The 19,487-nt window shown below is 55.7% G+C and carries 15 protein-coding genes; 8 read left to right on the top strand and 7 right to left on the bottom strand.

The features are described 5' to 3' along the window. The first annotated feature begins 172 nt into the window (after positions 1 to 172). The 6 genes from Q0816_RS04835 (at position 173) to Q0816_RS04810 (ending at position 5,859) form a co-directional block, all read left to right on the top strand. Positions 173 to 826, top strand: a complete 654-nt coding sequence (locus Q0816_RS04835; protein ID WP_298848200.1) for an alpha/beta hydrolase — start codon at positions 173 to 175, stop codon at positions 824 to 826. Further along, positions 826 to 1,071, top strand: coding sequence for a hypothetical protein (locus Q0816_RS04830; protein ID WP_298848198.1), 246 nt, complete (start codon positions 826 to 828; stop codon positions 1,069 to 1,071). Before Q0816_RS04835 ends, Q0816_RS04830 begins: the two co-directional genes overlap by 1 nt. After that, on the top strand, positions 1,068 to 2,231 hold the full coding sequence (locus Q0816_RS04825) for an HD domain-containing protein (protein WP_298848196.1): 1,164 nt from the start codon (positions 1,068 to 1,070) through the stop codon (positions 2,229 to 2,231). The genes Q0816_RS04830 and Q0816_RS04825 overlap by 4 nt, the downstream gene beginning before the upstream one ends. A 378-nt stretch (positions 2,232 to 2,609) precedes the next feature. Further along, on the top strand, positions 2,610 to 2,945 hold the full coding sequence (locus tag Q0816_RS04820) for an SMR family transporter (RefSeq protein WP_298848194.1): 336 nt from the start codon (positions 2,610 to 2,612) through the stop codon (positions 2,943 to 2,945). Positions 2,946 to 3,021: 76 nt separating this feature from the next. Next, complete coding sequence (typA, locus tag Q0816_RS04815) at positions 3,022 to 4,839, top strand: translational GTPase TypA (protein ID WP_298848192.1); 1,818 nt, start codon at positions 3,022 to 3,024, stop codon at positions 4,837 to 4,839. Between the two features lie 300 nt (positions 4,840 to 5,139). Then, positions 5,140 to 5,859, top strand: coding sequence for a hypothetical protein (locus Q0816_RS04810; RefSeq protein ID WP_298848190.1), 720 nt, complete (start codon positions 5,140 to 5,142; stop codon positions 5,857 to 5,859). Positions 5,860 to 5,977: 118 nt separating this feature from the next. Here the strand turns inward: Q0816_RS04810 and Q0816_RS04805 are convergent, their stop codons facing one another. From Q0816_RS04805 to recA, 4 genes are all read right to left on the bottom strand, one after another. Then, positions 5,978 to 6,601: a transglutaminase-like cysteine peptidase gene (locus Q0816_RS04805; RefSeq protein WP_298848188.1), complete on the bottom strand. Its 624-nt coding sequence runs from the start codon at positions 6,599 to 6,601 to the stop codon at positions 5,978 to 5,980. Between the two features lie 358 nt (positions 6,602 to 6,959). Next, on the bottom strand, positions 6,960 to 7,247 hold the full coding sequence (locus Q0816_RS04800) for a DUF1330 domain-containing protein (RefSeq protein WP_298848186.1): 288 nt from the start codon (positions 7,245 to 7,247) through the stop codon (positions 6,960 to 6,962). Between the two features lies 1 nt (position 7,248). After that, the gene (alaS, locus tag Q0816_RS04795; protein WP_298848184.1) at positions 7,249 to 9,921 is read right to left on the bottom strand and encodes an alanine--tRNA ligase; all 2,673 of its coding nucleotides are present in this window, start codon (positions 9,919 to 9,921) and stop codon (positions 7,249 to 7,251) included. 178 nt (positions 9,922 to 10,099) lie between these two features. After that, positions 10,100 to 11,167, bottom strand: coding sequence for a recombinase RecA (gene recA / locus Q0816_RS04790; protein ID WP_298848182.1), 1,068 nt, complete (start codon positions 11,165 to 11,167; stop codon positions 10,100 to 10,102). A gap of 192 nt (positions 11,168 to 11,359) precedes the next feature. Here recA and Q0816_RS04785 point away from each other — a divergent pair, with 192 nt between their 5' ends. Further along, entirely contained in the window at positions 11,360 to 11,953 is a 594-nt protein-coding gene (locus Q0816_RS04785) for a sulfotransferase family 2 domain-containing protein (RefSeq protein WP_298848180.1), read from the top strand. 5 nt (positions 11,954 to 11,958) lie between these two features. Here Q0816_RS04785 and Q0816_RS04780 read toward each other — a convergent pair whose 3' ends face one another. The 3 genes from Q0816_RS04780 to guaB form a co-directional block, all read right to left on the bottom strand. Continuing rightward, positions 11,959 to 14,250 carry an ATP-binding protein gene (locus tag Q0816_RS04780; protein ID WP_298848178.1) on the bottom strand — a complete coding sequence of 764 codons (2,292 nt, stop codon included), beginning with the start codon at positions 14,248 to 14,250 and terminating at the stop codon, positions 11,959 to 11,961. Positions 14,251 to 14,358: 108 nt separating this feature from the next. After that, on the bottom strand, positions 14,359 to 15,516 hold the full coding sequence (locus Q0816_RS04775) for an RsmB/NOP family class I SAM-dependent RNA methyltransferase (protein WP_298848176.1): 1,158 nt from the start codon (positions 15,514 to 15,516) through the stop codon (positions 14,359 to 14,361). A 92-nt stretch (positions 15,517 to 15,608) separates the two neighbouring features. Next, positions 15,609 to 17,057 (bottom strand): IMP dehydrogenase, encoded by a 1,449-nt coding sequence (guaB, locus tag Q0816_RS04770; protein WP_298848175.1) that lies wholly within the window; start codon positions 17,055 to 17,057, stop codon positions 15,609 to 15,611. Between the two features lie 218 nt (positions 17,058 to 17,275). Between guaB and Q0816_RS04765 the strand changes: the two genes are divergently transcribed. Continuing rightward, positions 17,276 to 19,321, top strand: coding sequence for an ASKHA domain-containing protein (locus tag Q0816_RS04765; RefSeq protein WP_298848858.1), 2,046 nt, complete (start codon positions 17,276 to 17,278; stop codon positions 19,319 to 19,321). Positions 19,322 to 19,487 lie beyond the last annotated feature (166 nt).

Below are 19,487 nucleotides of genomic sequence, written 5' to 3'. Positions count from 1 at the left end.
CCCCTTTTATCAGGATTTGCGCGAAATCATTGACGCCGACGCCGCCAGTGCGTATCTCCGACTGACAGCGCTGAAACGCCAAGTAATGTAATTAGAACCGTTCTAAGGTACCCGACGATTATCGTCAAGTATATCCGGGTACCCGCACGAAAAAGACAGGACCAAAGCACACATGCCCGAGGTGATTTTTCCCGGACCCGAAGGCCGCCTGGAAGGCCGTTACCACCCGCAAAAGGAAAAAGACGCACCGATCGCCATCGTGCTTCACCCGCATCCTCAGTTCGGCGGGACCATGAACAACAAGGTGGTCTATAACCTGCACTATGCTTTCTACAACATGGGCTTCACCGTGTTGCGCTTTAACTTCCGCGGCGTCGGTCGCAGTCAGGGCGAGTATGATCAGGGCGTAGGCGAGCTGAGCGATGCGGCGTCGGCGCTGGATTATCTGCAGTCGATGAACAACAACTCGAAGCACTGCTGGGTTGCAGGTTTCTCGTTTGGTGCGTGGATCGGGATGCAACTGCTGATGCGTCGTCCCGAGATCACCGGATTCATCAGCGTTTCGCCCCCCGCAAACATGTATGATTTTTCCTTTCTCGCTCCCTGCCCGTCTTCGGGCCTGATCATCAATGGATCAGCGGACCGTGTAGCGCCTCCGGCAGACACCACATCGCTGGTGAACAAGTTGCACGAGCAAAAAGGCATCACCATCACCCACACCGAAGTGGAAGGCGCTGATCACTTCTTCCAGGACCGCCACACGGACACGTTGATCACTGATGTCAGTGATTATGTGAAGCGCCGACTGACCGAGAACACCCGCTGATGTCCGACACCATCACATCTCTTGCGGCCAAACTGGCCGAGGATACGATGAAGGTTATGGACGAGACAGGCGAAGACCGGTTCTTTGTCGAAGTTGGCGACGTGCTTGGTGCGGCGTCACAATCACTGGAAGAAGCGTTTCTGACCGAAATTCGCGTTCGTCTGGCCGAGCGTAAGGCCCGGCAATTCGTGATTAAACGCCTTTCTACGCATCGCGCAAAACTCAAGGCGATCGAAAAACAATGACCGACCGTTTGTCGGCACAGATCGCTTTTTTGAAACGGGCTGACGCTTTGAAGATGGTCGAACGGGCAAATGTCCTGCTCGACCAGTCCAGACCCGAGAACTCTGCTGAACACAGTTGGCACCTAGCATTATGGGCTTTGGTCATGGCCCCATTGGCTGGGCCGGATGTGTCGATAGATAGGGTCATCCGCATGCTGCTGTTGCATGACCTGGTTGAGATCATCGTGGGCGACCACCCAATTCATATTGAGACAGATTGGGCAACGGTCGCAGAAGCCGAGCATTCGGCAGCATTGGAGTTGTTTGGGCTTTTGCCAAAGGATCAAACCGAAATGTTCCATGTGCTCTGGCGCGAATTTGAGGAGGATCAGTCCCCGGACGCTCGGTTTGCAAAGATACTGGATCGATGTCAGCCGCTGTTTCAGGTTCTGTGCGCCTCAAATCCCGATCTGGATCATGTCGACATTGTACGCTCCAACCTTGAAGGCGGTCGTGCTGCCTATCTGGCACAGGCTTTTCCGTTGGCCTACGACCATGCAATCAATCTGCTGGCTGGGACCGATACGCAAGACAACGGATTTACAACCCGACTGGCATTCCTGACCGAAGCCGATCAGTTGAAATCCGTTCTCCGTGCCTCGCGGCTGATGGCTGGAGATCGTTTCGAGAATTCAGCCGAACACTCGTGGCATATCATGCTCTACGCTTGGGTATTGACAGAGTATGCCCATACAGATGTCAGTCTGGATCGGATCCTTCAGATGCTGTTGTTGCATGACATCGTCGAAATCGACGCAGGCGACCATCCGATCCATGGGCAGGTTGACCACGACGCGCAAGCGGCGAAGGAACAAGCCGCCGCCGAGCGGTTGTTCGGCCTGCTGCCCGACACTCAACGGAAGTCCTTTACCAGTCTGTGGCAGGAATTCGAAACGGCGGAAAGCGCGGACGCACAGTTTGCTAAGGCCGTCGATCGTTTTCAGACACCGATCGCCAATCTGGAAACCGGGGGCGGTTCATGGACCGATTACAATGTCTCCTATGCGCAACTTGAGGCGCGCGTTCGACCAGCTATTGACACCGGAGCGCCTGAGCTTTGGAATTGGTTGCAACCTCAACTGGCCGCGCATTTTCAGTGTGCCGAGGCGCTCAGCTGTTAGCCAAAAGAAAAAAGGAGCCTGAAGGCCCCTTTTTCCCTGCTTAGTTCTGTGTGGCGTTAAAAAACACTACTACCATCTAACTGTTGGACCATATTGGCTGCATCAACTTCGACGGACCCCCCGTCAGCAAGCCACCCAATCGCCACAACAAGACCCGAAGCAAAAATGACGGATTTTGCAAACATCGTCATCACACAATACTCACTAACAAATAGAAATAAATATGATGGGAACATTACACTAATTGGACTTTCAAAATAGTCAGGTATACCTGACCCCAAGTCCAAGCAACGTCGCGTTGGCACATCGAATGATCTTGCTTGCAGCAATGCAATTTTTGTTCAACGCGTTGAAATCGACCTACTTCGAGGTTCTCACATGCCCCAAGCATATCTGTATTTGTTGTTGGCTGTAATTGCGGAAACCATTGGCACGACAGCCTTACAAGCCAGTCAGCAGTTCACGCGGTTCTGGCCGTCTGTCCTTGTTGTCATAGGGTATGGTTTTGCTTTTTACCTCATGGCACTGACCCTAAAATTCATGCCTGTCGGTATCGTTTACGCGATCTGGTCCGGTCTGGGCATCTTTCTGATCGCAGTGATCGGTTTCATCGTCTTTGGCCAAAGACTGGATTGGCCAGCGGTACTTGGGTTGACGATGATCTTGGCCGGAATCCTGATCATTCACCTCTTTTCCAAGACTGCTGGTCACTGATCCACGGTTAGGGCTGGTATATTTTGTCGCGCCGCGTTATGCGCGCGGCAACTTCCCGTTCAAAGGCTGACCTCTCATGGACCTGCGCAATATCGCAATCATCGCTCACGTGGACCACGGCAAAACGACCCTGGTGGACGAGCTGCTCAAACAATCCGGCGCGTTCCGGGAAAATCAAGCTGTGGCGGAGCGCGCCATGGACAGCAACGATCTGGAGCGTGAACGCGGTATCACCATTTTGGCCAAGGCAACTTCGGTCGAATGGAAAGATACACGTATCAACATCGTCGACACGCCGGGCCATGCCGATTTCGGCGGCGAAGTGGAACGCATTCTCAGCATGGTCGATGGCGTTGTCCTGCTGGTGGACGCAGCCGAAGGCCCGATGCCCCAAACCAAGTTTGTGACCTCCAAGGCGCTGGCGCTAGGTCTGCGGCCGATCGTGGTTCTGAACAAGGTCGACAAACCGGATGCCGAGCCTGACCGCGCGCTGGACGAATGCTTTGACCTGTTCGCAAACCTTGGTGCCGATGACGATCAACTGGATTTCCCGTCCATGTACGCCTCGGGCCGGTCGGGCTGGGCAGATATGGAACTGGACGGTCCCCGCAAAGACCTGAACGCATTGTTTGACCTGATCGTCGATCACGTCCCTGCCCCAAAACAGGTTGAGCACAAGGACGAACCTTTCCGTATGCTGGCAACGACGCTGGGTAGTGACCCGTTTATCGGCCGTATCCTGACCGGGCGCGTCGAAAGCGGTACGCTGAAAGCGGGCGACACCCTCAAGGCGCTCAGCCGCGATGGCTCAGTGATTGAAAACTTCCGCGCTTCGAAAATTCTGGCGTTCCGCGGCTTGGCGCAGCAGCCAATCGACGTGGCAGAAGCAGGCGATATCGTCACCATTGCCGGCATGAGCAAAGCTACCGTCGCGGATTCACTGGTTGCGCCGCAGGTTGAAGAGGCCTTGCCCGCGCAGCCCATCGACCCGCCAACCATCACGGTGACCTTCGGAATCAACGATTCCCCATTGGCCGGACGTGATGGTAAAAAGGTTCAATCACGCGTTATCCGTGATCGCCTGATGAAAGAGGCCGAATCGAATGTCGCGATCCGCATCACCGATACGCCCGGCGGCGAAGCCTTCGAGGTCGCTGGCCGTGGCGAATTGCAGATGGGCGTTCTGATTGAGAACATGCGCCGTGAAGGCTTTGAACTCAGCATTTCGCGCCCGCAGGTTCTGTTCCGTGAAGAAAACGGACAGCGTCTGGAACCCATCGAAGAAGTCACCATCGACGTAGACGATGAATATTCCGGGTCGGTGATTGAAAAGATCACCGGTGCCCGCAAGGGTGAGCTGGCCGAAATGCGCCCTGCAGGAACGGGTAAGACCCGCATCATCGCGCATGTGCCCTCTCGTGGGTTGATCGGTTATCATGGCGAATTCCTGACAGATACCCGTGGCACAGGCGTACTGAACCGCGTGTTCCACGACTGGGCGCCGCACAAAGGGCAGATTCCCGGCCGCCGTGCTGGCGTTCTGATCTCGATGGAAAACGGCCAGGCCGTCGCCTATGCACTCTGGAATCTGGAAGAGCGTGGTCGGATGTTTGTCGGCCCCCAAACGGATGTCTATCAAGGAATGGTGATCGGCGAGCACTCACGCGACAACGATCTGGAAGTGAACCCGCTGAAAGGCAAGAAACTGACCAACGTTCGCGCCAGTGGATCGGACGATGCGGTTCGCCTAACTCCCCATATTCAGTTCTCTCTGGAAGAGGCAATTGCCTATATCGACGACGACGAGTTGGTAGAAGTCACACCGAACGCGGTACGCCTGCGCAAACGCTTTCTTGACCCTCACGAACGAAAACGGATGGCAAGATCAGCCTGATCAACTGCAGGTCGCGCACGTCTAAAACGGAAACAATGGCGATTGTGTGGCACATTTGCTTCCATTAGAAATAAAGACGAGAAACGGAAACCCGGGCAAGTCGCCTGGGTTTCTTTTGAAAAGAATAGTTTTTCTTCTTTAGATTGTATTAATTCGTGACCACTCACCTTGGGCACATCTTGTGGTTTGGCTTTTATCAAGGTGTATTTGTGGCAATTGTGTGATGCTCTTCATACACATCCGAATTCAGATGGTGCATATGATCGGCATAGTTGAGTAAAAAGTACCAAGGAGTTCGACATGGGAGCGCTGTCTCGCAAGTTTCCAATTTACCTAGTAGCGACTACTTTTTTGGTCGCCTCTTCCCAAGAATCTTTCGCAGCCGGAGTTTGCAACGTTAAAACCGCGCGCCAGTCCGGTGCGTCGGCTCAGGTCTTGTGCGAATGTGACGCGGTCACCACCGGAATGATACGTTACGTCCAACGTCGCGCCGATTTTGATAAGATCTTGGCACGCCTGGGCGCAGAGTGTTCGCCGCTGGCGGCGCTGCTCACCGATTTCCCAACTGCGGCGACCGGTGCCGCCAATGAGAGATCCGGAGACGGCCCCTCTAACGAAGGTGGTGACAACGGTCCAACAGGTGGTGGTATTTTCGGGGGAAATGACGACCCTACTGATACAGACACCCCAGGCGACGATAATCCTTCTACAGAAAGTGAAGAACCCGAAGGTGAAGAACCGGAAGGTGAAGAGCCAGAAGGCGAAGAGCCAGAAGGTGAAGAACCGGAAGGTGAAGAGCCGGAAGGTGAAGAGCCAGAAGGCGAAGAGCCAGAAGGCGAAGAGCCAGAAGGCGAAGAGCCAGAAGGCGAAGAGCCAGAAGGCGAAGAGCCCGAAGAAGAGCCCGAAGAAGAGCGCCGGCAAATGGCTCCTGACACAAACAAAAAGGCCAAGGGAATGCGGGATACGTTAGGCGGCAAAAAATCCTCTAGCCGTGGTTTCGGAAAAAGAGAGCGGAAATAGGAAAGGCTTCAAGGCAGCAATTTCCGAGCTTTGCACACAAACAAATGACGAAATGTGGGTGCAGATCAAATCTGCGCCCACGGATGAAAAGACAGGCTGTCCAAAGTTTTTGCCAATATCAGCTATGACCGTATACACCAACCCAACGACTGGGTCGTTTAGGGTCTTGCATGCGAAGAAAAAGATACCGCGTCGCTGTCCAGGGTTTGATACGATTTGTGAGGTTATCCAAAACCAAATCACCGTTTGCCGTGCGGTATACCAGGACTGCATGAGGTACCCGGCGCCTATCCAGAACAGTCGCGATCAAAAGTTTACTTGGATCGACGCCAGCGTGGATCAAGTCGCGTTTTTTCAACAACGCAAAATCCTCGCAATCGCCGCCTATGGCAGTCGGCAAGGCCCATCGCTCGCGCGTTTTATACTGAGATTGATCGGTGACTTCGCGTGTCGATCTGTTCACGCTCCGATTCACCTGTTCCACAACCCGAAATTCCTGCTGGCTAGACATGGACACAGAACGTTTTCCTGCGCAGGCCCAATTGTATTGAGTGCATAGGTTGATGGCACCGGATGGAGGCGGTGAAGACGCGACACTTGGGATAAATCCGCCGTCGGATGCGCGTGCTGTTGGTGTTGAAGCAATCGTAAAGATACTCACGACGCAAACGCTCACGAGTCTCGCTGAAGCGGACAAAACCCCGGCACTGCAGCGTTCGGCCAGTTTTGTGAATAATGTCATGCCTGTACCCCAATCCGGTGTTTTTCGCGCGATCGCATATCAAACAGGGTCGCATTCCGTTTTGTGAAACTATCTGCGAACACCCTGCCTAGGCAATCATCTGAAAAACTGCAGTGGAAAAAGGGCGGAAATTCGTCCGTCAATCTGACCTTTTCGCGCAAGAATTTTGGTGACACGGCCACAATTGGGACGCGAAGTTCTCAAAATTGCGAGTCGCCGGTCAGGCAAGTAATTGACAATGCTTAAGTAATCCACGCGGCCCACGTTTGCGGACTGCGCTTTGCTGATCGCTTATGACATAAGCCAAAGATTGCCGATTTCTGAAGCACTCTGCGCTACGAATCGTGAAACCTGGCGGTCACTCCGTGATTTCAACCACAACCAATTCGCGTTCACTTGCATCGCGCGCATGATTCAGTGCTTGCTGATATTCTTCCGAGTTATAACACTCGACCGCTGCTTCGAGCGACGGGAACCGCGCCACGACATTGCGTGGTCGCTCCTTGCCTTCCAACTGGACATAGCGCGCGGCACGAGCGATGAACGCACCCCCGTGTTTGGCGATCGCCGGTCCGGCCAGTTCAGCGTATTTTCCGTATGCCTTGGTATCAGTCACCGTCACATGTGCAATCCAGAGTGCCGCCATCTTATCCTCCCAATACCTGTTCAGCGGCTTTGATCGCCGCATCTGCATTCGCTGCATCCTTGCCGCCGCCCTGAGCCATGTCCGGACGGCCGCCACCGCCTTTGCCGCCCAATTCAACCACAGCCGCTTTGACCAGATCCACCGCCGAAACAGTTCCTGTCAGGTCTTCGGTTACACCGGCCGCGACCGCAGCCTTGCCGCCGGTGTCCGCAATCAACAGGACCGCACCCGATCCAAGGCGAGCCTTGTGTTCGTCGATCAGGGCCGGAAGATCTTTGCCAGATACGCCGTTAAGAGCCTGTGCCAGGAACTTGACGCCGTTCACATCACGCGCCTCGGCACCGCCGCCCTGCCCGGCGCCGCCAGCCATGGCCAGATCGCGGCGCAGCTGGGCCACTTCGTTTTGCAGCGACTTGCGTTCATCCAACAGGCTCTTCACCCGTGCCACCACGTCATCCGGTTGTGCTTTCAGTTCCAGCGCCACCTGCCCCAGGCGTTGATCCTGAACCGAAAGATATCGGAACGCCTCATCTCCGGTCAGGGCTTCAATGCGACGCACACCGGCGCTACTTGCGCTGTCACCCAGCACGACAAATGTGCCGATGTCGCCCGTTTGGCGTACATGGGTGCCACCACATAATTCGATCGACCACGTTTCGCCGTCTTGGCCCTTGCCAGTAGGCGCTTTGCCCATCGAGACTACACGCACCTCGTCACCGTATTTCTCGCCGAACAGAGCTTGCGCACCCAATTCGCGGGCATCGTCAGGCGTCATGACGCGCGTCTCAACGGTCGAGTTTTGGCGAATGAACTCATTCACCTCACGCTCGACCTTCTGAATTTCCTCAGGGCTTAACCCCTTGGAGTGGCTAAAGTCGAACCGCAAACGATCCGCCGCATTCAACGAGCCGCGCTGCGCAACATGGTCGCCCAGTGTTTCCCGCAGCGCCTCATGCAAGAGGTGCGTGGCCGAGTGGTTGGCTCGGATAGAAGTACGGCGGGCATGATCGACTTCCAACTCGATGGCGTCACCCGTTGACACAGAACCGTTTTCGACCGTTACATTATGCGCATAGACCTTGCCATCAGCGAACTTTCTGGTGTCTTCCACCCGGCTCAAGTGGTTGCGATCCTCAAGGCGTCGCAATTCGCCGGTGTCGCCCACCTGGCCACCAGCCTCGCCGTAGAACGGGGTCTGGTTCACCACGACCCAGCCGCTGTCACCTGCTTCGATCTTGTCGACCAAAACGCCATCAACAACCAACGCTGCAACCTGTGCTTCGGCCTTCTCGGTATCATAGCCTAGGAAGTCTGTCGCCCCGGCCGTATCCAGAACATCGAACCAGATTGCCTGATCCGCAGCTTCGCCCGAGCCGGCCCATGCCGCTCGAGCTTTGGCCTTTTGTTCCGCCATCGCGGCATCGAATCCGTCCGTGTCCACCGTCCGGCCTTTCTCACGCAGTGCATCCTGCGTCAGGTCCAGCGGGAAACCATAGGTGTCATACAGCTTGAAGGCCGCTTGACCGGACAAAGGCGCTTCTTCGGAAAGGCCTGATATCTCATCATCAAGCAGCTTCAGACCCCGATCAAGCGTCTGCTTGAAACGGGTTTCCTCAAGCATCAAGGTCTCTTCGATCAGCGGCTGCGCCTGGGTCAGCTCGGAATAGTGCCCACCCATCTGTTGTACCAGTGTCGGTACAAGACGGTGCATGACCGGGTCTTTTGCACCCAACAAGTGCGCATGACGCATGGCACGGCGCATGATACGGCGCAGGACATAGCCGCGACCATCATTGCTGGGCATCACACCATCCGCAATCAGAAACGAGGTCGAGCGCAGGTGATCCGCAATCACACGGTGATGAACGTTCTGATCACCATAAGGATCTACGCCGGTTGCATCGGCCGACGCCTCGATCAATGTCTTGAACAGGTCCGTGTCATAGTTGTCATGGCTGCCCTGCAGCAGCGCACCGATCCGCTCCAGTCCCATGCCAGTGTCGATGGATTGCATGTCGAGTTCGACCATCGAACCGTCTTCGAACTGCTCGTTCTGCATGAAAACGACGTTCCAGATTTCGATGAACCTGTCGCCATCTTCCTCAGGTGATCCCGGAGGGCCACCCCAGATGTGATCGCCATGGTCATAGAAAATCTCGGTGCACGGACCGCATGGTCCGGTCGGCCCCATTTGCCAGAAATTGTCACTGGTGGCGATGCGGATGATCCGATCTTCGGGAACACCAACTTTTTTCCAGATTTCAAAGGCCTCGTCATCAGTATGGTAGACCGTGGCCAGCAAGCGGCTTTTGTCGATGCCGAATTCTCTGGTGATCAGTTCCCACGCAAATGGGATCGCTTCATGCTTGAAGTAGTCACCGAACGAGAAATTCCCCAACATCTCAAAGAAGGTGTGGTGACGCGCCGTGTATCCCACATTGTCCAGATCGTTGTGCTTTCCGCCAGCGCGCACGCATTTCTGCGCCGTGGTGGCTCGCTTATAGTCACGGGTTTCCAGTCCGGTGAACAGGTTCTTGAACTGCACCATGCCCGAGTTCACGAACATCAGCGTCGGATCGTTACGCGGCACCAGCGGGCTGGACGCCACGACCTCATGCCCCTGTTTTTCAAAGTAGTTCAGAAAGGTCGATCGGATGTCGTTCAGGGTTGGCATAGGGCTCTCTCGGCGCACAAAAATCTTGGTCTTCGCAGGTTTATCCCCCCGTCCGAGCAGTGTCCACAGTGGAGGCGCGCGGGAACGAAACAAGGCGGCCCGATGGACCGCCTCTTTCATAGTCTTTTCAATTTGCAACTGGAAACCAGGGAGCTTCCGAAGCTCTCGTCAGCGGTTGTTAGGCTTCGAGGATGTCATCATCCTCGGCGGCACTCGGAGGCATGTCAAATTCCAGCCCATGAGCGGCGCGAATCTTGTCTTCGATGTCCAGCGCAATACGGCTGTTGTCACGCAGGTATTGTTTAGCGTTCTCACGCCCCTGCCCAATTCGCTCGTCACCATAGCTGAACCACGACCCTGACTTCTCGACCACGCCAGCTTTGACACCCAGGTCCAGCAACTCGCCCATCTTGCTGATGCCTTCGCCATACATGATGTCGAATTCGACCTGCTTGAAGGGCGGTGCCACCTTGTTCTTAACGACCTTGACGCGGGTCTGGTTGCCGACAACCTCGTCCCGGTCCTTGATCGCGCCGATGCGGCGGATATCGAGACGGACAGAGCTGTAAAATTTCAGTGCGTTACCGCCGGTAGTGGTTTCGGGGCTGCCGAACATCACGCCGATTTTCATCCTGATCTGGTTGATAAAGATGACCATACAGTTCGAGCGGCTGATCGAGCCTGTCAGTTTCCGCATCGCCTGGCTCATCAAGCGGGCCTGTACGCCAACACTGCTGTCACCCATATCGCCTTCAAGCTCGGATTTCGGCGTCAACGCCGCAACCGAGTCGACGACGACCATATTTACCGCACCTGAACGAACCAGAGTATCGGTGATCTCAAGCGCCTGTTCACCAGTGTCAGGCTGTGAAATCAGGAGCTCGTCCAGGTCAACGCCCAGCTTGCGGGCATATTGCGGGTCCAGCGCGTGTTCCGCATCCACAAAGGCACAGACACCGCCGCGTTTCTGCTGCTCTGCAATACAATGCAGCGTCAGCGTCGTCTTACCCGAGCTTTCAGGGCCATAAATCTCGACAATACGCCCCATTGGCAGACCACCAATTCCCAGCGCAATATCCAGCCCCAGCGAACCGGTCGAGCTTGCTTCGATATCCTGCGTGGCACCTTCGCCCAGCTTCATGATCGAGCCTTTTCCGAACTGCCGTTCGATCTGGGCCAGCGCACTGTCGAGCGCCTTTTGCTTGTCTGCGTTTTTCTTGTCGCTCATTGTCAGAAGATCCGCCATTGTCCTGTCGCCTTCCCTTTTGTCACACCCTTGATCGGGCGGCAATCGCTGCTTTGTTCGCCTCTTGTTCCTTATGAGATCAAAAAGAGAACATTTCAACTAAAACTTACAAGATTCAGTCTTCCGCAATTGTGTTAAAGAGTCGTTTACGACAATCTTCCCAGATAAGCGGGTGAAAAGAGGGGCCCTTAAATGCTTGTTTTTTATGAAGAACGACTGGCTTTTCTTGCGGTCCCCAAAACGGGCAGCACAGCCTACCACACCGCATTGAAAGATCGGGCCGATCTTGTCGTCACCTATCCACCCGAGCTGAAACACGCACCTGTGCGCAGATATGACCGTTTCTTTCAGAACATGTTTCGCAAGATGTATGACACCGAGATGGAGATCATGGCAGTTGTTCGGGAACCTGTTGACTGGTTGGGCAGTTGGTATCGTTTTCGCGGCCGCGCAGAACTATCCGGTCACCCTCATTCAACCGGTGACATGAGTTTTGACGCATTCGTGCAGGCCTATATGAAAAACCCGCGTCCGGAATTTGCCGATGTCGGCAGCCAGAGCCAGTTCTTTCGCACCCGCAGCAATGGCCGCGGTGCCAACCATATTTTCAAGTACGATCATCAGGACAGGATTCTGGACTTCCTGCAAGCGCGACTAAACGTTCAAATTGACCTGCCGCACGAGAATGTATCACCATCGGGTGACCTGACATTAACGCCGGAAACACGGCGGAGGTTTCGAAACAGGCATGCCGAAGAATTCGCAATCCACGACACAGCCTTGTGAGGCAATCAGATCAATTGTTGAAACACGGCCTCAGTCAACTGGTTGAGTGAAAACGGCTTGGGCAGGAAGGTCGAATTTGGGATCTCCGGCCCCGAATCCCCAAATGCGCCTTCGGTATAACCTGACACAAAGACCACACGCGTGTCCGGGCGCGTTTTCTGTGCTTTGCGCACCCAGGTTGGCCCATCCATACCCGGCATGACCACATCGGTTACAAAAACGTCGACATTCAATGACGAATCCTCAAGCAGCCGCAGCGCTTCTTCCGCTGAATCCGCCTCAAGCACCGTATAACCCTTCAGCCGCAAGGCCCGGGTTGCGAAGGCGCGGACCGGCGCTTCATCTTCAACCAGTAGTACCACACCTTCCCCTTGCCGGGCGCTTTGTGCTTCGGGCTGAGCCGGAGTTTCCGGTTCAGCTCCTGCAACTGTTGCGCAGACCGGCAGAAAAACCGTGAAATCGGTGCCTCGACCTACCGCGCTGTCAACAAAGATGAATCCGCCTGTCTGCTTGACGATGCCATAGGCCGTTGAAAGCCCAAGCCCAGTGCCTTCACCTGTACGCTTTGTGGTGTAGAACGGTTCGAACACTTTTTGAAGCTTGTCTGCGGGTATTCCCACCCCGCTGTCCACGACCCTGACCGTGACATACTCTCCCGGCTGAACTGTCGCCCTGTCTCGTCTGAGCGGTTCCGAGACGTTCAGTACTTCGGTCTCGATACGAATCTCGCCCCCGTCAGGCATGGCGTCCCGCGCATTGACGACCAGATTCATCAACACTTGTTCCAACTGGCGTTTGTCTGCCCGTACCGACTTTAACACGGGATCATGGCTGAGGGTCAGCTGAACTTTCTCGCCAACCAAACGATTCAATAGATGAATAAGATCCGAGATTGTATCGCGGAGATCCAGAACCTCGGGTCTGAGGGTCTGTTTTCGAGAAAACGCCAAAAGCTGACTGACCAGCGCAGCAGCCCGGTTGGCGTTCTGATTGATCTGCACCAGGTCTCCATAATCAGGGTCATTCTGGTCATGACGCAACAAAAGCAAGTCGCAATGACCGGATATCGCCGTCAACAGGTTGTTGAAATCATGCGCGACACCGCCAGCCAACTGCCCCACGGCCTGCATCTTTTGTCCTTGAACGAACTGAGCTTCCAGGGTTTTCAGCTCGGTTGCATCATTCACCACGGCGATCAGGCAGATCTTTCCGTCTGCGATAACCCGGCTCAACGTAACCTGAACAAAAACCTCTTTGTCATCCCGAATCAACTGCAGAAACTCTGATCGTTGCGCTTCTTCATCCGCAGCGGTCCGCGCAAGCCAGTCCAGAATGGGATGCCCCAAACCCCGCATGATTTCACTGATATCGCTTCCCTCGAGGTGGTCATTCCCCAACAGTTTTACCGCCAGCCTGTTGGTATTCAGAATTGTACCCTCCGGAGAAAGGGTCAGAACCGGAACCGGAAGATCGGCAAAAGACGTGGTTGCCTCAGGCGCAGGCATGTGGTTGAGCGGCAACAAACCAAGGCTGCGCCCCGAATTCGATCTGGAAAGCTCAGCCACCGCGACCGGAACCAATCCATCAAGGGACTGGACTATATTGGCGGTTCCTATTTGTGGTTCGGCATCACAAAAGATATCGCCAATCCGACCGGGGCGCGATCCAAACAACCTTTCAGCGGCCGGATTAATGCGCACCACTTCGCCCGCTCTCCCCAAAGTCAGAACCGGAAATTCAAGCGTTTGCCAGCTTCCTTGTTCGGCCCGAAGAAACCGCCAGCTGAAGATCTCGGGGCTCAGTTGAAAAACAGAAACTGAAATTGTGTTTCCAGGGTTATGGAAATCTTCGTGCGCCCGTCCGAATGACTTGGCCTGAGTTTGCATCCTCAACAAAACCGCCGGAGGGTTAGAAAAGGTCGATCTGAGGCAAAACGCGAGGTTGCTGCCCTTCTCCGCTGCAAACTGTTTTCGCGCCAACGCGTTGGACGCCAAGATTTCTCCGTATGCATTTGTGATCAGATACGGAGAGTCGTTTTGTTCGGCGAACGCGGCCATAATGGCACTGGTTTGTTGCGCTTGCCGGCCCGCTATCTGCCCTTTGACGACAACGCACAGAGTTGCAATTAACAGGGATATGCCCGTCACAATCAGCCCTATAGTCCAGTCCGGTGGCAGTATCCCCATTGCTGGTGCCAAACTGATCAGAAGGGCCAAAAACACCAACGACCCAAGCCGAGATGTTGATGGCATATTGGCAAGGGACGGATCTCGGATGAATTCAGCTGTGTCAGTCATAAACGGCCCGGACGCAAAGATATCGCAATAACGATCAAAATTGGTTAATTCCCGCTTAACGTATTCCAGAAAGCGGTCATCTACCTCAGGTTGTTATTTACCAAAAGCTCAGCGCGTCAAGTGGGACGTAAAGAACCCATCGGACTCGTGTGTTACATGCCACGTATTGCGATAGGTCTCTCTCCAATCGGTGTGACCGGTCAAAAAGTTTTCGATGACAGAAGCATTTTCGTCTGTCAGAATCGAGCAGGTCGCATAAGCCAACACGCCGCCCATTCGAACCAAGGGCGCAACATCCTTCAGGATATCGCCCTGAATGGTCGTGAGTTCTTGCAAGCGGTCTTCGGTCAATGCCCATTTCCCCGCCGGCGCACGCCGCCACGATCCGCTGCCGGAACACGGCGCATCCACCAAAACCACGTCAAACGGTGCATGACGGGAGAGTTCGTCGGTGTTCACCTGGATTATCTTTGCCCCGGCTCTGTTCGCCCGGGCCGGGATATCTTTCATTCGGTCCTTATTCACATCATGCGCAAAAACCTCGACACCGTCGTTTGCTGCAAGCGCCAGCGCCTTGCCCCCGCCGCCCGCGCAATAATCCACAACACGCATCCCGGGTTGCAAGGCCAAGGCCGCTACAACCGCTTGACTTGCCGCATCCTGAAGCTCGACCAGACCCTGATCATACGCCTGACTGTGCGAGATACGTCTGGCCCCCTCTGTCACTTCCAGTGCGGTCTCGCACACATTGGTTGGTCGGGCGGAAACACCATCGGTCTCAAGAACGTCGATGGCTTGACTTACATCCGCTTTCAACAGATTGACTCGCAAATGGACGGGTGCGCGGCTCTGCAGTGCTTTCGCTGACAGGATCGTTGCGTCCTTCGTCGATGCGGCGAACCGGGACCACATCCATTCCGGTATGTCGTACCTTTCGGCGTCCGATACGAAATCCTGCGCTGTTTCCGTTTCCACCACAGGAGTCGGAGCGTGACGGTTGCCGGTAAACAGCTCGGCCGGATCTGCACCGATTGCACGAGTCGCTCCAATCATCAAACCGCGCCCGGTGGCCGAACCTCCGAGCGCTGCGTAAGAGCGTTTGCAACGCAGCGCGTCAAATACATGGTCACGAATAGCCGCCCGATCCTTGGACCCTGCAAAACGGCTGCGCCGCGCCCATCCGGTCAACGCTTTTTCAACCGGTGCCCCAGCCAGAATATCATTCAAAATTTCAATCGAGGCCTGAACACGGGCGGCGGGTGTCATCGCAGAATACCTCGGCAGAAGCGGGCCTCAATCGGCCAATCCAAAAGCAATACAGCACCCGAGCATGGGTGCCGCATCTCGCATTCAATGACTTACATAACCCGGTAGTTCGGGCTTTCACGGGTGATCTGAACATCATGAACGTGGCTTTCTTTTAGACCCGCGCCCGTGATCTTCACGAAGTTGCAGTTCTTGCGCATCTCTTCAACAGTCGCGCAGCCCGTGTAACCCATCGCAGCACGCAAGCCGCCAACAAGCTGGTGAATCACAGCACTGGCCGAGCCCTTGTAGGGCACCTGCCCTTCAATACCTTCAGGCACCAGCTTGTCATTGGCCGCGTCCTTCTGGAAATAGCGATCGGCTGATCCGCGCGCCATGGCGCCAAGGCTGCCCATCCCGCGGTACGACTTGAACGAACGACCCTGATACAGAATCACCTCGCCCGGGCTTTCATCGGTGCCTGCAATCATCGAACCAACCATGGCGCAAGAAGCGCCGGCCGCGATCGCCTTGGCGAAATCGCCCGAGAACTTGATGCCACCATCCGCAATGATCGGAACGTCGCCAGCAGCGGCTGCGCAATCACTAATCGCCGTCAATTGAGGAACTCCGACGCCCGCAACCATTCGTGTGGTACAGATCGACCCCGGGCCAATGCCCACCTTGATCGCGTCGGCACCAGCATCGATCAACGCTTTGGTTGCCTCGCCGGTTGCAACGTTTCCGGCAATGATCTGAACCTCATTCGACAGTGTCTTGACCCGCTTAACCGCATCAATCACACCCTGAGAGTGGCCATGCGCTGTATCAACAACAATGATATCAACTCCGGAATCCACCAGTTGCTCGGACCGTTCGAACCCGGCATCCCCGACCGACGTCGCCGCGGCCACCCGCAAGCGACCAAGGTGATCCTTGCAAGCAGTCGGATTCAATACGGCCTGTTCTGTGTCTTTCAAAGTCAGCAACCCAGTCAGCCTGCCTTCGCCATCGACAACCAGAAGTTTTTCGATGCGACGAGCCCGCATAAGGCTTTTTGCTTCTTCCAGATCGGCGGGTTCCTGCAGCATCGCAAGATTGTCCGAAGTCATCATCGCGTGAACCGGCGTGTCGTCCGAGGTCGCAAAGCGCATATCGCGGTTGGTCAGAATGCCTACCACACGACCTTGCTCGTCCACTACCGGGAAACCGGTGAAATTATAGCGCTGCACAAGCGCATCGGCATCGGCCAACGTCTGATCCACCCGCAATGTCACGGGGTTATAGACAATACCGGACTCAAACCGTTTGACCCGCCGGACCTCGCGCGCCTGTTCTTCCACCGTCAAGTTCTTGTGAACGACGCCAATACCGCCCGCTTGCGCCATGGCAATGGCCATACGCGCCTCGGTTACTGTGTCCATGGCCGAACTCAGCAGCGGGATGTTCATGGTGATCTCACGCGTCACGCGCGTGGTCGTATCCGCCGTTGCCGGCAGCACAGAAGATGCGCCCGGAACCAGGAGAACGTCGTCAAAGGTGAGTGCCTCACGAATCTGCATCTGAATACCCCATGCAAAAGCCCGTTTGGCGGTGACCCTATTACATGGATCGAAGCAAAGGAAAAGCCCTCCGGGTCAACTCTGTGGCTCCTGTTGCCAATGAGGTCGAAGAAAACGACGTTCGCCGCGCAAATCCTGCCGCTGTTAGCCCTTTCCCTTTACGCACAAACCCATATCTTGCCCGACATACGCGCGAATACAAAAAAGGCATGTCACTGATGACCACCGACCCACTTGTCGTCTTTACCCCGTCTGGCAAACGCGGACATTTTCCCGTCGGCACCCCGATTCTGACCGCGGCCCGCCAATTGGGAGTGGATCTGGATTCGGTCTGTGGCAGTCGCGGGATCTGTTCGAAGTGTCAGATCACCCCAAGCTATGGCGAGTTTCCCAAGCACGGCGTCACAGTGGCCGAGAACGCCTTGAGTGAATGGAACGCGGTCGAGCAGCGCTATGACGACAAGCGTGGCCTGAAACCAGGCCGTCGACTGGGATGTCAGGCCTCGGTTCAGGGTGATGTCGTGATCGACGTGCCGCCCGAAAGCCAGGTGCATCGTCAGGTTGTGCGCAAAGCAGCTGCGGCGCGCGCCATAACCATGGACCCGGCCACACGTCTGTACTTTGTTGTGGTGGAAGAGCCCGACATGCACTCGCCCACAGGCGATCTGGAACGGCTGGAGCGCGCGTTGCGTGAACAGTGGAACATCGAAGCCGTCACTGCGGACCTGACACTGATGTCCAAACTGCAACCGGTTCTGCGCAAGGGGAAATGGGAAGTCACCGTAGCGGTCCACAAAGATCATAAGGACAGCGTCGCGCGTGTCGTTGAAATCTGGCCCGGTCTGCATGAAAGCGGGCTGTACGGTCTGGCAATTGATCTCGGCTCGACCACTATTGCCGCGCATCTGACCGATCTGGAAACCGGAGAGGTCAGAGCATCCTCGGGCCTGATGAACCCTCAGATCCGCTTTGGTGAGGACCTGATGAGCCGTGTCTCATACTCCATGATGAACCCCGGAGGTGATCAGGAGATGACAAAGGCGGTGCGCGAAGCAATCAACGATCTGGCCACCACAATCGCCGATGAGGCCAAAATTGATGCCGCGCTGATCGTTGAATCGGTGTTTGTCTGCAATCCTGTCATGCACCACCTGCTGCTGGGTCTGGATCCGGTCGAACTGGGTCAGGCCCCGTTTGCACTGGCTACATCCGAAAGCATGTCCCTACTCGCCCGCGATATGGGCCTGACCACAATGAATCCACGCGCGCAGGTCTATATCCTGCCCTGTATCGCCGGCCATGTGGGCGCGGATTGCGCGGCCGTGGCTCTGTCGGAAGAGCCCGGCAAGTCCGAAGATTTGGTGCTGATCGTCGACGTTGGCACCAATGCCGAAATCCTGCTGGGCAATACAAGCCGCGTTCTGGCCTGTTCTTCGCCCACCGGGCCCGCGTTCGAAGGCGCTCAGATCAGTTCTGGCCAACGCGCCGCACCCGGAGCGATCGAGCGGATTGAGATTGATCCTGTCACCAAGGAACCCCGCTTCCGTGTCATCGGGTCTGAGAAATGGTCCAACGAGGATGGCTTTGACCGTGACATCGCAACGTCCGGCATCACCGGCATCTGCGGTTCGGGCATCATCGAAGCCGTGGCCGAAATGCGCATTGCCGGTCTGCTGGATGAAAGTGGCCTGATCGGATCGGCAGAACAGACCGGGACAGCTCGCTGTGTTCCCGAAGGTCGTACACACGCCTACCTGATCCATGATGCCAGCGCCGAAGGCGGTCCCCGCATCACAGTCACCCAGGGCGACATCCGCGCCATCCAGCTGGCGAAATCAGCATTGTATGCCGGAGCGCGTTTGTTGATGGATGAAATGGATGTCGAAAACGTGGATCGTGTGGTTCTGGCCGGTGCATTTGGTGCGCATATCTCGACCAAACACGCCATGGTTCTGGGTATGATCCCGGATGCACCACTTGAGAAGGTCTCAAGCGCGGGTAACGCCGCTGGAACCGGCGCACGGATTGCACTGTGCAATATCGGATCGCGCGCCGAGATCGAACGTGTCGTGCGCGAGATCACCAAGATCGAAACCGCCATTGAGCCGAAATTCCAAGACCATTTCGTGGCCGCCAACGCGATCCCGCACAAAACCGATCCGTTCCCGGAGCTAACGCAGGTGGTCACCCTTCCCAACCCAAGCTTCAACACTGGCGGCGATTCCGAAGCAGGCGGCGGACGTCGTCGCAGACGCCGCGGTTGAACCAATAGCGCAACGACCCTTGGGCACACCTCGGGTCGTTCGCCTCACAAATGTCAGGGAGTAGTCTGCAACTCGCCCAGCGAGGTGATTCCCATCTGGGCCATTGCGATGCTCATTTCTTCGGTAAGCACTGACCATAGCTGTTCGAGGCCCTCTTCGCCTTCAG

This window comes from uncultured Ruegeria sp., assembly GCF_947497005.1.
Lineage (GTDB): Bacteria > Pseudomonadota > Alphaproteobacteria > Rhodobacterales > Rhodobacteraceae > Ruegeria.
This window is presented reverse-complemented; position numbering and strand designations above follow the sequence as displayed.

Coding starts and splice junctions, on each gene's coding strand:
- Q0816_RS04835 (WP_298848200.1), top strand. CDS start 173: ATGCCCGAGGTGATTTTTCCCGGACCCGAAGGCCGCCTGGAAGGCCGT.
- Q0816_RS04830 (WP_298848198.1), top strand. CDS start 826: ATGTCCGACACCATCACATCTCTTGCGGCCAAACTGGCCGAGGATACG.
- Q0816_RS04825 (WP_298848196.1), top strand. CDS start 1,068: ATGACCGACCGTTTGTCGGCACAGATCGCTTTTTTGAAACGGGCTGAC.
- Q0816_RS04820 (WP_298848194.1), top strand. CDS start 2,610: ATGCCCCAAGCATATCTGTATTTGTTGTTGGCTGTAATTGCGGAAACC.
- typA (WP_298848192.1), top strand. CDS start 3,022: ATGGACCTGCGCAATATCGCAATCATCGCTCACGTGGACCACGGCAAA.
- Q0816_RS04810 (WP_298848190.1), top strand. CDS start 5,140: ATGGGAGCGCTGTCTCGCAAGTTTCCAATTTACCTAGTAGCGACTACT.
- Q0816_RS04805 (WP_298848188.1), bottom strand. CDS start 6,601: ATGACATTATTCACAAAACTGGCCGAACGCTGCAGTGCCGGGGTTTTG.
- Q0816_RS04800 (WP_298848186.1), bottom strand. CDS start 7,247: ATGGCGGCACTCTGGATTGCACATGTGACGGTGACTGATACCAAGGCA.
- alaS (WP_298848184.1), bottom strand. CDS start 9,921: ATGCCAACCCTGAACGACATCCGATCGACCTTTCTGAACTACTTTGAA.
- recA (WP_298848182.1), bottom strand. CDS start 11,167: ATGGCGGATCTTCTGACAATGAGCGACAAGAAAAACGCAGACAAGCAA.
- Q0816_RS04785 (WP_298848180.1), top strand. CDS start 11,360: ATGCTTGTTTTTTATGAAGAACGACTGGCTTTTCTTGCGGTCCCCAAA.
- Q0816_RS04780 (WP_298848178.1), bottom strand. CDS start 14,250: ATGACTGACACAGCTGAATTCATCCGAGATCCGTCCCTTGCCAATATG.
- Q0816_RS04775 (WP_298848176.1), bottom strand. CDS start 15,516: ATGACACCCGCCGCCCGTGTTCAGGCCTCGATTGAAATTTTGAATGAT.
- guaB (WP_298848175.1), bottom strand. CDS start 17,057: ATGCAGATTCGTGAGGCACTCACCTTTGACGACGTTCTCCTGGTTCCG.
- Q0816_RS04765 (WP_298848858.1), top strand. CDS start 17,276: ATGACCACCGACCCACTTGTCGTCTTTACCCCGTCTGGCAAACGCGGA.